10 protein-coding genes are annotated in these 13,082 nt (G+C 73.3%); 8 read left to right on the top strand and 2 right to left on the bottom strand.

The genetic code is table 11. The features are described from left to right. Nucleotides 1-40 precede the first annotated feature (40 nt). Genes WQO_RS24440 through WQO_RS24430 form a run of 3 tightly spaced genes read left to right on the top strand, consistent with a single transcriptional unit; the run spans nucleotide 41 to nucleotide 4,030 of the window. Nucleotides 41-1,420 carry an FtsW/RodA/SpoVE family cell cycle protein gene (locus tag WQO_RS24440; RefSeq protein WP_010060238.1) on the top strand — a complete coding sequence of 460 codons (1,380 nt, stop codon included), beginning with the start codon at nucleotides 41-43 and terminating at the stop codon, nucleotides 1,418-1,420. Next, nucleotides 1,417-2,874, top strand: a complete 1,458-nt coding sequence (locus tag WQO_RS24435) for a peptidoglycan D,D-transpeptidase FtsI family protein (RefSeq protein ID WP_010060239.1) — start codon at nucleotides 1,417-1,419, stop codon at nucleotides 2,872-2,874. Before WQO_RS24440 ends, WQO_RS24435 begins: the two co-directional genes overlap by 4 nt. 37 nt (nucleotides 2,875-2,911) lie before the next feature. Beyond that, the gene (locus WQO_RS24430; protein WP_010060242.1) at nucleotides 2,912-4,030 is read left to right on the top strand and encodes an amidase family protein; all 1,119 of its coding nucleotides are present in this window, start codon (nucleotides 2,912-2,914) and stop codon (nucleotides 4,028-4,030) included. Between the two features lie 7 nt (nucleotides 4,031-4,037). Here WQO_RS24430 and WQO_RS24425 read toward each other — a convergent pair whose 3' ends face one another. Both WQO_RS24425 and WQO_RS24420 read right to left on the bottom strand, forming a co-directional pair. Next, on the bottom strand, nucleotides 4,038-4,886 hold the full coding sequence (locus tag WQO_RS24425; protein WP_058954086.1) for a hypothetical protein: 849 nt from the start codon (nucleotides 4,884-4,886) through the stop codon (nucleotides 4,038-4,040). A 108-nt stretch (nucleotides 4,887-4,994) separates the two neighbouring features. Next, entirely contained in the window at nucleotides 4,995-6,107 is a 1,113-nt protein-coding gene (locus WQO_RS24420) for a ferritin-like domain-containing protein (RefSeq protein ID WP_010060245.1), read from the bottom strand. A gap of 252 nt (nucleotides 6,108-6,359) precedes the next feature. Between WQO_RS24420 and WQO_RS24415 the strand changes: the two genes are divergently transcribed. From WQO_RS24415 to WQO_RS24395, 5 genes are all read left to right on the top strand, one after another. Further along, nucleotides 6,360-7,295 carry an AurF N-oxygenase family protein gene (locus WQO_RS24415; RefSeq protein ID WP_010060246.1) on the top strand — a complete coding sequence of 312 codons (936 nt, stop codon included), beginning with the start codon at nucleotides 6,360-6,362 and terminating at the stop codon, nucleotides 7,293-7,295. A gap of 196 nt (nucleotides 7,296-7,491) precedes the next feature. Further along, complete coding sequence (locus WQO_RS24410; protein ID WP_010060247.1) at nucleotides 7,492-8,268, top strand: TetR/AcrR family transcriptional regulator; 777 nt, start codon at nucleotides 7,492-7,494, stop codon at nucleotides 8,266-8,268. 4 nt (nucleotides 8,269-8,272) lie between these two features. After that, nucleotides 8,273-8,548: a hypothetical protein gene (locus WQO_RS24405; RefSeq protein ID WP_010060248.1), complete on the top strand. Its 276-nt coding sequence runs from the start codon at nucleotides 8,273-8,275 to the stop codon at nucleotides 8,546-8,548. A gap of 178 nt (nucleotides 8,549-8,726) precedes the next feature. Beyond that, nucleotides 8,727-11,594: an outer membrane protein assembly factor BamB family protein gene (locus WQO_RS24400; protein ID WP_010060250.1), complete on the top strand. Its 2,868-nt coding sequence runs from the start codon at nucleotides 8,727-8,729 to the stop codon at nucleotides 11,592-11,594. A 144-nt stretch (nucleotides 11,595-11,738) separates the two neighbouring features. Beyond that, nucleotides 11,739-13,070, top strand: a complete 1,332-nt coding sequence (locus WQO_RS24395) for a C40 family peptidase (protein ID WP_010060252.1) — start codon at nucleotides 11,739-11,741, stop codon at nucleotides 13,068-13,070. Nucleotides 13,071-13,082: the final 12 nt, after the last annotated feature.

Below are 13,082 nucleotides of genomic sequence, written 5' to 3'. Positions count from 1 at the left end.
ATAAGGGAAATACCGCCCACCTCTTGCTACGTTGCGGGGCATGACCGCAACGACGGCGGACGCTCCCCCGCCCGAGCTCCGCCTGCCCAAGCGGCGCGGGGTGGAGCTCGCCCTCCTCGTCGGGGGCGTCCTGATCTCCGTCTTCGGCTATGCGGCGGTCGGGCTCACCCACGACGGCGCCGTGCCGCCCGATGTCGCCGGATACGGGGCCGGGCTCGGGGCGCTCGCGCTGCTCGCCCATGTCGCGGTCCGCTTCCGGGCCCCGTACGCCGATCCGCTGCTGCTGCCGATCGCCGTGCTGCTCAACGGCCTTGGCCTGGTCCTGATCTACCGGCTCGACCTGGAGACCCCGAGGGACCAGGCCGCGCCCACCCAGCTCGTCTGGTCCACGCTCGGCGTCGCGCTGTTCACCGCCGTGGTGGTGCTGCTGCGCGACCACCGGGTGCTCCAGCGGTACGCGTACCTCTCGGTGGCGACGGCGCTGGTGCTCCTGATCGTGCCGATCTTCTTCCCGGCGGTGAACGGGGCGAAGATCTGGATCCGGATCGGCGGACTCTCCTTCCAGCCCGGGGAGTTCGCCAAGATCCTGCTGGCGGTGTTCTTCGCCGCCTATCTGGCCGCCAACCGCAACGCGCTCGCGTACACCGGCCGCAGGGTGTGGAAGCTGCAACTGCCCGCGGGCCGGGTGCTGGGGCCGATCGTGGCGATCTGGCTGCTGAGCGTCGGCGTGCTGGTGCTGGAGCGGGACCTCGGCACCTCGCTGCTGTTCTTCGGGCTGTTCGTCATCATGCTGTACGTGGCGACGGGCCGGACCGGCTGGATCGCGGTCGGGCTGCTCCTGGCGGCCGTGGGGGCGTTCGTCGTCGGCTCCTTCGAACCGCACGTCCACAGCCGGGTGGAGGACTGGCTCGACCCGTTCGCCTCGATCGACGCGGGGCGGGGCCCTGGCCAGCTCGCCCAGTCGCTGTTCGCGTTCGCGGCGGGCGGGATGCTCGGGACGGGGCTCGGCGCCGGGAACTCCATCCTGATCGGCTTCGCCGCCAAGTCCGACTTCATCCTCGCGACCGCGGGCGAGGAGCTGGGCCTGTCCGGTCTGACCGCGATCTTCCTGCTCTACGCGCTGCTCGTGGCGCGCGGCTACCGGGCCGGGCTCGCCCTGCGCGACCCGTTCGGGCGGCTGCTCGCCATCGGTCTCGCCTCGATCCTGGCGCTCCAGGTGTTCGTGATCGCGGGCGGGGTGATGGGGCTGATCCCGCTGACCGGGATGGCGATGCCGTTCCTCGCGCAGGGCGGCTCGTCCGTCGTCACCAACTGGATCATCGTGGCGCTGCTGATCCGGCTCAGCGACGTCGCGCGCCGGCCCCATCCGGAGCAGGTGGAGACGGGGGTCGTCGCGGCCGTGGAGGAGGAGAACCGGTGATCCGCTACATCCGGCGGGCCGCCGCCTTCTGTCTGCTGCTGCTCGTGGCGCTGCTCGTCAACGCGGCCCGCGTCCAGCTCTTCGAGGCCGACGAGCTGGACGACAACCCGGCCAACCGCCGTGACGCCATCGTCCGTTACGACCAGCCGCGCGGGAACATCCTGGTCGGCGACCGGCCCGTGACCGGCAACAAGGAGACCGGTGAACAGCTGAGCTTCGAGCGCACCTATCTGCACGGCCCGCTGTACGCGCCGGTGACCGGATACGCCTCGCAGACGTACGGCACGACGCTCATCGAGAACGCCGAGGACGCCGTGCTCTCCGGTACGGACTCCCTGCTGGCGCCGCTGCCCTTCTGGAACGAGTTCACGCGGGGCCGGCAGCCGGGCGGCGATGTCGTCACGACCATCAAGGCGTCGATGCAGCAGGCCGCGTACGAGGGGCTGCGCGGGCGACGGGGCGCGGTGGCGGCCCTGGACCCGTCGACGGGCGCGATCCTGGCGCTGGTGTCGACGCCGTCGTACGACCCCGAGCGGCTGTCCGGGACCGGGGCGGCGGTGACCGACGCGTGGTCCCGGCTGAACGACTCCACGAGCATGCCGATGCTCAACCGGGCCATCCGGCAGACGTATCCGCCGGGCTCCACGTTCAAGATCGTGACGGCGGCGGCGGCTCTGGACGACCGGGTGGTGACGGACGCGGACGCGGCCACGGACACCCCGTCGCCGTACGTCCTGCCGGGGACGCGGACAACCCTGCCGAACGAGGCGAGGGGCTGCGAGAACGCGTCGCTGGCGGACGCGATCCGGGTCTCCTGCAACACGGTGATGGCCCATCTGGGGGTGGAGGTCGGCCTCGACGGGATGGTGGGGACGGCGGAGAAGTTCGGCTTCAACGACACCGGGCTGCGCATTCCGTCCGGGGTGGCGAGGAGCAACTTCGACACGGACATGAGCGAGGACCAGCTGGCCCTGTCCTCCATCGGGCAGTTCAACACGACGGCGACCCCGCTCCAGATGGCGATGGTCGCGTCGGCGGTCGCCAACGGCGGGGATCTGCGCCGTCCGCATCTGGTGGACCGGGTGACCACGAACACCGGGGACACCGTCCGGCAGGAGGGGTCGGAGTCGTACGAGCGGCCGATGAACCCGGCGACGGCCGTGCAGCTCCAGCGGATGATGGTCGAGGTGGTGGAGAACGGCACCGGGTCGAACGCGGCGATCGACGGGGTCCGGGTCGGCGGCAAGACCGGCACCGCCCAGCACGGCGTCGACAACTCCGGTCTGCCGTACGCCTGGTTCATCTCCTGGGCCCAGGCCCCCGACTCCGGCCGTCCCGCCGTCGCGGTGGCGGTGGTGGTGGAGGACGCCGCCGCCGACCGGGCCGACATCAGCGGCGGCGGCAGCGCGGCCCCGATCGCCCGGGCCGTGATGGAGGCGGCGCTGGAGGAGTGACCCGCCCGGCGTCGGACGGTGCGGGCAGACTGGGCCCATGACGCGTACGACCTCCGCCGTGGCGCGGGCCCTGGAGCGGATCGAGCGGCTGGACCCGGCGCTGCACGCGTTCATCGAGGTCTGGCCGGACGAAGCGCTTGCCCGGGAACGGGAGGCCGTGGCGCGGCGACTCCCCCTGGGCGGGCGGCCGTTCGCGGTGAAGGGCCCCTCCGGCATCCGCTCGTACGCGGCCCGCCGGCTGATCGCGGCGGGCGGGGTCCCGGTGGGCGCGACCTCGGTGCCCGGCCCCGGCACCGTCTGGCAGACCTGGGGGCAGGGCGCGCACGGCCGTACGGTCAACCCGTGGCGGGCGGACCGTACTCCGGGCGGGTCGTCGGCCGGGTCGGCGGTCGCGGTGGCGGCCGGGATGGCGGAGGCGGCGACGGGCAGCGACGGGGCCGGCTCGGTCCGCATCCCGGCCGCCTGGTGCGGGGTGTTCGGGCTGAAGACGACGAACGGGCTCCTCCCCTCCCCCGACCGGACCGGGCTGGCATCGGCCGGGGTGTTCGCCCGGTCGGCGGCGGCAGCGGAGCCGTATCTGCGCCGGGTGCTGAGCGGCGGCGGCACGCCGGACGAGGCCTTCGGGCTTCCGCTGCCTCTCCCCCTGCCCGCCGTGTACAGCGAGGACCTGGGGTTCGCGGCGGTGGACCCGGAGGTGGCGGCCGTCGTCCGGGCGGCCGTGGACCGGCTCGTCGCGGCGGGTACCGTACGCCTGCTGGACCGCGACGCCGGACTGCTCGACCCGACGGGCGCCTGGACGGCGGTACGGGGCGGCTCGCCGGACGACCCGGAGGCGGTGCGGGTGCGGCGGGCGAACGACGAGCGGCTGGACGGGCTGTTCTCCGGCGGCGCCCTGCTGCTGACCCCGGCCACGCCGAACCGGCCGCACGGTCACGAGGGCCCGGGGTCCCGCTACTCCACGGCGCTCACCTGGGCGTTCAACCTGAGCGGGCATCCGGCGGCGAGCCTGCCCGCCGGGTTCACCGGGGACGGCTGCCCGGTGGGGCTCCAGGTGGTGGCACCGCGCGGCGCGGACCTCGGGCTGCTCGCCGCGGCCCGCGCGGTGGAGGACGCCCTGCCCGCCGCGCCGGCGCCGCCGCTGCCGGGGCGCCGCTGAGCGACGGTCAGCCGATCGGCCGGCGGATCTCCTCACGGACCTTGGCCGTCTCCTCCGCGACCGCCGCCAGGTCGATGGACTTCGGGTCCTTGAGCAGGGTCTCCGGCCGGATCACCCCGATCATGGCTGCGGTGTTGTCGTCGCCCCAGGCGCACATCGGGATGCTGACGAGGCCGCCGGACTCCTTCGACTGCACGACCTGGCACTCGACCGTGACGGTGTACCCCTCGGGCCGGAACTTCTTGGGGCGCACGACGAGGGTCGCGCCGTCGGCCTCCGCCGCCCCCTCCATGATCTTGCCGCGCATGAAGTCGGGGCTGGCCAGCCGCCCGTACATCCCCGAGAGCACCAACGCGCCGCCCTTGGCCGAGGTGTAGTGCGCGACGACCGCCTCGGCGTCCCGGATGCTCGCGTCGGGGGTCTTCTCGATCTCCTCGCCCTCGGTCTCCGAGAGGTCCTGCTCCAGGCTGAACTCGCCGTCCAGGAGCTTCTTCTCCACGACGAGTTCGTACTCCGCCTTCGGGTACACCAGGTCGGCGCCCTTGTCGGCGAGCTGGGTGACCCCGAAGACGATCCCGCCCGCCGCCAGGACCGCGCCGACCGCGATCCCGATGATCAGCCCGGTCCGCTTGCGGCGCGGGGGCTGCGGGCCCTGGGGCGGCCAGCCGCCGCCCGCGCCCGGCGGGCCGGGCTGCCCCCAGCCGCCCTGCTGGGGCGGGGGCGGGGGCTGCTGCGGGTAGCCGTAGGGCTGCTGGTGCGGCACGGCCCCCGGCGCGACCGGCGGCGGGCCACCGTACGGATTCTGCGGGTGCGGCGGCCCGTACGGGCCCTGCGGCGGATGCGGCGGGGTGGTCATGCGCTCACGGTACGGCAGGTTTGCGAACGGAATTTCGATGCGGCCGATATCGGTATCAGGTCGAGAGCAAGGCGCCTCGCCCCTCCTCGCCCGCCAGCCCTCCTCGGCTCAGGCGGCCGCCTCGCCGCCTTCCTCGATCGCCTCCGCGACCTCCGCCACCCGGGCCTCCTCCTCGGCGGCGAAGCGGTCCCGGTCCAGTTGTTCGGCTATCTCCTCGTCCTGCGACATCAGCAGGTCGAGGTTGGAGTCGCCGAGTTCGAGGACGCCCATGTCGACGTACGCCTTCTGGAGGCGCGGGCCCCACAGGCCGATGTCCTTGACGCACGGGACGATGCGGCTGAAGAGCAGCTTCCGGAAGAGCTGGAGGTACTCCGAGTGCTCCGAGAGGTCCTTCGCCTCCTGCTTGCCGATGCCGAAGTTCTCCAGGACCTCGACCCCGCTGAGCCGGTCCCGCATCAGGTAGCAGCCCTCGATGACGAACTCCTCGCGCTCGCGCAGTTCGGCGTCGCTCAGCTGCTTGTAGTAGTCGCGCAGCGCCATCCGCCCGAAAGCGACGTGCCGGGCCTCGTCCTGCATGACGTACGCGAGGATCTGCTTGGGCAGCGGCTTGGTCGTGGTGTCGCGGATCATCCCGAAGGCGGCCAGCGCCAGGCCCTCGATCAGGACCTGCATGCCGAGGTAGGGCATGTCCCAGCGGGAGTCGCGCAGGGTGTCGCCCAGCAGCCCCTGGAGGTTGTCGTTGACCGGGTAGAGCATGCCGATCTTCTCGTGCAGGAACCGGCCGTAGATCTCGGCGTGCCGGGCCTCGTCCATGGTCTGGGTGGCGGAGTAGAACTTGGCGTCCAGGTCGGGGACGGACTCCACGATGCGCGCCGCGCACACCATCGCGCCCTGCTCGCCGTGCAGGAACTGGCTGAACTGCCAGGAGGTGTAGTGCTTGCGCAGCTCGCCCCGGTCCTTCTCCGTCATCTTCGCCCAGTGCGGGGTGCCGTACAGGGTGAGCGCCTCGTCGGGGGTGCCGAGCGGGTCGGCGGGATCGACCTCCAGGGACCAGTCGATGCGCTTGTTGCCGTCCCACTGCTTGTCCTTGCCCTTCTGGTAGAGGGCGAGGAGGCGTTCACGGCCGTCGTCGTAGTCCCAGCTGAACCGGGCGGCCCCGGTGGCGGGGACCTGCCAGATCGGTTCGGCGGGCGGGGTGGTGTAGAGCTCATGGGTGGACACGGACGGCTCCTTCGCCTCGGACAGCGGGACGCGATCGACAAGTTCCGTGACGCCGAAGGCAGTTGAGCGCGTGCATCAGCCGCCTCCCCGGCAGGTTCACACGTTGGTAGACATCGGGTCAACAAGTCGGACGGAACCGTGCGCAAGGGATTGACGGCCTTGCTGACGAGCAGTCTCATAAGGGATGACCGTCGGTAACTCCTGTTTCCGGTGGCTCCTGTTCCCGGTCCCCCTCTGTGAGGTGCTCCCGCCATGACGACCGTCACCGCTCGCGATGCGACCGTGCTCCGCGACGCGCTCGGGCCGCTCCGCGACCGCGAGCAGATCGCCCTGCGGCTGCTCGAATCCTCGGCGAAGCACTCCTTCGACCCCGACACCGAACTCGACTGGGACGCGGCGGTCGAGGACGGCCAGTGGTTCTGGCCGCCGGAGCTGCTCTCGCTGTACGGGACCCCGATGTGGGACCGGATGTCCGAGGAGCAGCGGCTCGACCTCTCCCGGCACGAGGCGGCGGCCCTGGCATCGCTCGGCATCTGGTTCGAGATCATCCTGATGCAGCTGCTGGTCCGGCACGTCTACGACAAGCCCGTCACCAGCAACCACGTCCGCTACGCGCTCACGGAGATAGCCGACGAGTGCCGGCACTCGATGATGTTCGGCCGGATGATCGACTGGGGCGGCGCCCCGACGTATCCGGTGCCGCGGGTCTACCACAACCTCGCGCGGGTCCTGAAGACCGTCTCCACCACCCCCGGTTCGTTCGCCGCGACCCTGCTCGGCGAGGAGATCCTCGACTGGATGCAGCGCCTCACCTTCCCGGACGAGCGGGTGCAGACCCTGGTGCGCGGGGTGACCCGGATCCATGTCATCGAGGAGGCCAGGCACGTCCGGTACGCCCGCGAGGAGCTGCGCCGCCAGATGGTGACCGCCCCGCGCTGGGAGCGGGAACTGACCAAGGTCAGCTGCGGCGAGGCGGCCCGGGTGTTCTCCGTCTGCTTCGTGAACCCGCAGGTGTACGAGAACGTCGGCCTGGACCGCCGGGAGGCCGTCGCCCAGGTGAAGGCGAGCGGCCACCGCGCCGAAGTCATGCAGTCCGGCGCGAAACGGCTCACGGACTTCTTCGACGACATCGGGCTGCTGAACGGCGTCGGCCGCCGGCTGTGGCGAAGCTCCGGTCTGCTGGCCTGAGGTGTACCGGCCGACAGCGTCTAGGGTCTTTCGTTCGGATCAGGCCGGATCAGGGAGCGGGGCTCGGTGCGTGCAGCTGCAAGGCGGAGGAGGGAGTCACTGCGGAGCATCGGCGACCGACGACAATGCCGCAGATGCGCGTGCCGAGCCCCGCGAGCCCGGCATGATCCGAACGAGAGGCCCTAAGCTCGGGGGCATGACGTCCACCGCCGCAGTCCCGCCGCCCCGGGCGACGTACCGGAGGCTCAGCGTCGAGGAGCGCCGCGCCCAGCTGCTGCTCGCCGCGCTCGGGCTCTTCGCCCACCGGGCGCCCGACGAGGTGTCGCTCGACGAGGTGGCGGTGGCGGCCGGGGTGTCCCGGCCGCTCGTCTACCGCTACTTCCCGGGCGGCCGGCAGCAGTTGTACGAGGCCGCGCTCGGCTCGGCGGCCGACGAGCTGACCCTGTGCTTCACCGAACCGCCGGTGGGCCCGCCGACCGAGCGGGTCGCCCGGGTACTGGACCGCTATCTGCGCTTCGTCGACGAGCACGACACCGGGTTCAGCGCCCTGCTGCGCGGCGGCAGCGTCGTGGAGACCTCCCGGACGACGACGATCGTGGACGGGGTGCGCCGGGCGGCGGCCGACGAGATCCTGCGGCACCTCGGGCGGATGGGCGGGGCCGGGGAGCAGCCCGCCGGGCCGAGGCTGCGGATGTTGGTGCGCAGTTGGATCGCGGCCGTCGAGGCGGTGTCGCTGATGTGGCTGGACGACGGGAAGCAGCCGGCCGCCGCCGAGCTGCGCGGCTGGCTGGTCGACCATCTGATCGCCCTGCTCGCCGCGACCGCCGCGACCGACCCGGAGACCGCGGCGGTGGTGAACGACCTGCTGGCCCTGGAGACCTCCGAAGGCCCGGCCGGACAGCTCGCGGAACGGGTGATTCCGGTCGTCGCGGAGGCGGCGCACCTGCTGCCCGCGCCCCCTGCGTCAGACTGACCGGGTGAAGAGCGAGAACACCCCTTTCCGCGGCGGCCCCCTGGACGGCCGGGTCCTGCCGATCCTGCTGGGCCCGACCGGCCATCCGCCGAAGTGGTACGAGGTCCCGGTGCCCTCCCCCGACGGCGGCCCCGCCACGGTGTACGCCTACCAGCGGGTCCCGGCCGGCTACACCAAGCGGCTCGGGCTCCAGCGCGGCTGGGTGTACGAGTACGCCCCCGGCGGCCGTGAGCACCGCACGCTCAAGTGGCCCTGGTCCAAGCCGCCGCGCCGCGACTGAACGACGGTGGGCGGCCCCCGCGTTCGGCACAGGCCCTTGGGCCCACCGGCAATTGGGGGGGGGCGGCGTCGCGGGGCTCCTTCTCCCACTCCCCGATTTCCGGTGGGTCTAAGATCGACGGTCAGGCGCCGGGGACGGGCCATCCGGTCGCCGCACAACGGTCACAAGGGGGTGCGCCATGGAGGCGCTGCGTCAGGACGATCCACGCCGCTTCGGTCGCTTCACCGCGCTGGCCCGCTTCGACGAAGGCGCTAGCGCCGTGCGGTACGTGGCCCGGGACATCGCGTCCGGCGAGACCGCCCTCATCACCGCCGCGCGTCCCGAACTGGCCGCCGTCCCCGTCTTCAGCCGCCGCTTCCAGGCCGAGGCCCGCACCGCCGAACGCCTCGCGGGCGGCTGGGTGACCCCGCCCCTGGACACCGGCGACCCGGCGGAGACGCCGGCGGACGGGGCGGAACTCCTGTGGACGGCGGCGGGTTACGTCCCCGCACTGCCGCTGGCCGAGGCGATCGGGATCGCCGGTCCGCTGCCCGAGCGGGCGCTGCGGATACTGGGCGCGGGCATCGCCGAGATCCTCTCCCGGGTGCACGCCGCCGGGTCCGTGCTCCAGGGCCTGGCCCCCGGCACGGTGCTGCTGGCCGCCGACGGCCCCCGCCTCACCGCCTTCGGCCCGCTGGGCGCGGCAGCGTCGGCGGAAGCCGGTCCGGGCGGCCAGCTGTCGGTGCGCCTGGGCTATCTGACGCCCGAGCAGATCGAGGGCAAGGAGGTCTCCGCCGCCTCCGACCTGTTCGTGCTGGGGCTGCTCCTGGCGTACGCGGCGACCGGGACGACGCCGTTCACGGACGGCCCGGCCGAGGAGGCCACCCGCCGGATCGCCGAGGACGAGCCCGAACTCGGCGCCGTACCGGACGAGTTGCGCGAGCTGATCGCGAACTGCCTGGCGAAGGACCCGGATCAGCGGCCCACCGCCGGCACGGTCGCCGCCGAACTGGCCCTGGAGGGCGCGGCGGGCCTCGCCCGGGGCGGCTGGCTGCCCGAACCGCTCGCGGCGGCGGTCGCGGACCAGGAGGCGAGGGTCCTGGCCCTGGAGGTGCCGGAGGAGGCGTCGGCCGCGGCGGAGCACGAGCAGGGGGACGCCCCCGCCGCGCCCGGGGACGCCGGGGACGCCGGGGCGAAGCCCGGCCAGGCCGATGCCCCCGCCGCCCCCGAGGACGCCCGGCCCGAGGACCCCCGGACGTTCCGGGAGCCGGAGGGCGCGGGCACGGCCCTGGAACCGGAGGACGCACGGCCGGTGGGCACGCCGCCGGTGGACGCGCCGCCCGTGGACGCGCCGCCCGTGGACGCGCCCTCGCTCCGGAAGCCCGCCGGCGCCCCCGCGCCATCCGGGAACGCCGACACGGGGAACGGGGACATCGGTGAGGACCGGGGCACCACCCGGTTCCTCAACACCGGGCCGCGCCCGCCGCAGAACGACCGGCCGACCACCCAGCTCGCGCTCCCCCACGAACTCACCGTGCCCGCCCCGTCGCCACACCCCGTGCAGCCCGCCGCACCGCTCGCCCTGCCCGCCGCCCCCGTCACCCCGCAGCAGCCCGGCCACACGCACGGCGGGCCCGCCCCGTACCCCGCGGCCGCGCTCCCGGCCGGGCCCGCGGGTCCGGGCGGTCCCGGCCAGGGACCGATGGTGTCGTTGCCGCTGCCGCCCGCACCGGCCCCGGCGCCCGACCCCGCCGCGAGCCGCCGGACCCTGCTGACCATCGCGGCGGCGGCCGTCGGCGGGCTGATCGTGGGCGGCGGTTCGGTCGCCGCGCTCGGGTCCGGCGACACCGCCCGGGCGACGGACGGCAAGCCCGCGCCCAAGCCCCGCCGTACGCTCCCGGGCCAGGCCCCCGAGCCGCGCTGGATCTACGCGCACCCGGCCTCCGAGGCGTCCCCGCTCTCCACCGCGCTCTGGCAGGACAAGCTGCTCGTGGTGACCAGCGAGAGCCAGGCCAGCGCCGTGGACCTGCGCACCGGCAAGCGGCTGTGGCAGCGCGCGGACGGGGCGAAGGGGCAGGCCGCGCTGGCGGCGGGCGCCGATCTGGTCTTCGTGGCGAGTCCGACGGAGTTCCTGTGGCTGTCGCCGGAGAACGGCAAGGTCGTACACCGCGTGCGCTACACCGAGGCCTTCGACGACCTGCCGGGGCTCACCGTCGGGCGGCTGGCCGGGAGTTCCGGGCCGGTCATCTGGTTCACCGGGTCGCACACGGTGACGGTGAAGGCCCCGAAGCCGAAGAAGGACAAGAAGAAGGGCAAGGACAAGGAAGTCGTCGAGGCCTACTTCTTCGCGTACGACATCGTGCAGCGCAAGGAACTGTGGCGTACCCCCGTACCCGCGGGCCGTGCCCCCGGCACCCCCGCCTACCGGGTGGTCGCGGAGCGCTCCGCCGACGTCCTCGTACGGCAGGACGCGGTCAGTCTGACGGCGGCCGAGGTCAAGAAGGCCAAGGGGAAGGGGTCGGTCCGCTCGTTCGACCAGAAGACCGGCAAGCTGCTGTGGACCAGGCAGTACGGCGCGGCCTCCCTGGAGGCCGCCACCTCGGGCGACGAGGACGGGACGCTGTACGCGGCGGTCGGCCAGGACCTCCAGGCCTTCGAGGCGGACACGACGAAGCCGCTGTGGCGCGTCGAGGGCAGTGACGGTTCGTGGTTCGGCACCCCGCTGATCGCCGGGCCCCTCATCCACACCACCGAACGCAGCCGGCTGGTCGGCGCGGTGGAGCGGGAGAGCGGCCGGCTCGTGTGGCGCCGCTCCACGGAGGTGCCGGGCACCGGACCCGCCCCCTCGCTCACGCTGAGCGGCAGCGAGAAGACCCTGATCGCCGCCGACGCCATCCAGGTCACGGCGTTCTCGGCGGCCGACGGCGAGCGGCTGTGGAAGTTCCAGGACATCGGGTCGGCCGACCCGAAGGGCGAGACGGTCCGCGCGTCCTACCGGGCCCTCGCCTTCGGCGAGACCGTCGTCGTCCAGCGGGACCGGTCCTTCTACGCCTTCCCGGTGGCCTGAGGCGGGCCGCCGTCCGGGGGATGCCCCGGGCGGCGCGCCGCGCGGTGCTTGCATCACCCGACACCGAGTGACCGGATTAATAGGATTCGCTCACTTATGGACGGGTCCGTTGCCGGGCCGCGTCTCCGTCACGGAGGTGATCTCGTGTCAGGCAGGCTCCTGCGCGCGGTCTGCACGACCGTGCTGACCACGGCGCTCACGGTCTCGCCAGCCACCGTCGCTTCGGCCGAGCCCGGCCCCGTACCGTCCGAGGAAGCCGACGCGACGGCCACCACGGACGCGGACACAGACCCGCCGGACGCGGACACGGACACGGACACCACGGACGAGGACGCCGACACCGACGCCGGCACGGACGCGGCGGACGAGGACACCGCGGACACGGACACGGACACGGCGGAGGTCGACGCCGAGACCGCCCTCGCCGCCCCCGACGCTCCCAGAAGCGTCGTCAGCCTGCTGCGCGAGTTGCAGACCCGTTACCAGGCGGCGGAGGAGGCGAGCGAGACCTACAACGCCACCGCCGAGAAGCTGAAGCAGCGCACCGCCCAGCTCAAGAAGGTGAACGCGGACCTGGCGAAGGCACGGGCCGCGCTGGAGACGAGCCGCGGGGACGCCGGGCGGCTGGCCCGGGAGCAGTACCAGGGACGTACGGAGTTCTCGGCGTACCTCCGGCTCCTGCTGGCCCACGATCCGCAGCGGGCCCTGGACCAGAGCCATGTCGTGGGGCGGCTGGCGGCGAACCGCGCGGCGACGGTGGACCGGCTCACCGACTCCGCCCGGCGCGCCGACCAGTTGGCCGCCGCCTCCCGTAAGGCGCTGGACCAGCAGAAGAAGCTCGCCGCCCGCCAGAAGAAGCAGCGCGATGCCGTGAACGGCAAGCTCAGGGAGGTCGAGGGGCTGCTCGCCACGCTCTCCGAGGAACAGATCACCCAGCTCGCCGGTCTCGAACAGCAGGGCGTGGACAAGGCCCAGCGCGAGCTGGTGGCTTCTGGCGCGCTCAGCTCCACCCGGCCCCCGACGCGGCAGGGCGGGGACGCGGTGGCGTACGCGGTCCGGCAGATCGGCAAGCCGTACGTGTGGGGCGCCGAGGGGCCCGACTCCTTCGACTGCTCCGGGCTCACGTCCCAGGCCTGGTCGGCGGCGGGGCGGACGGTCCCGCGCACCTCGCAGGAGCAGTGGAAGCGGCTCCCGAGGGTGCCGGTGTCCGCGCTGCGCCCCGGGGACCTGGTGATCTACTTCCCCAAGGCGACCCATGTGGCGCTGTACATCGGCGACGGCCTGGTGGTGCAGGCGCCCCGCCCCGGAGCGAAGGTCAAGGTCTCGCCGCTGGCATCGAACCCGCTGCTGGGGGCCGTGCGCCCCGACCCCGGCGGCGCCCCGCTGTCGACGTACACCCGCCCGGAGCTGCCCGAGGGCGCGCGCGACGGTTCGGACACGGGGTACGGCACGGACGCGGCGCCGGACACCCCCTAGGAACCGACCTCG

Origin of the sequence: Streptomyces globisporus C-1027, from assembly GCF_000261345.2 — a bacterium.
In the GTDB taxonomy this organism is placed as follows: Bacteria; Actinomycetota; Actinomycetes; order Streptomycetales; family Streptomycetaceae; genus Streptomyces; species Streptomyces pakalii.
This window is presented reverse-complemented; position numbering and strand designations above follow the sequence as displayed.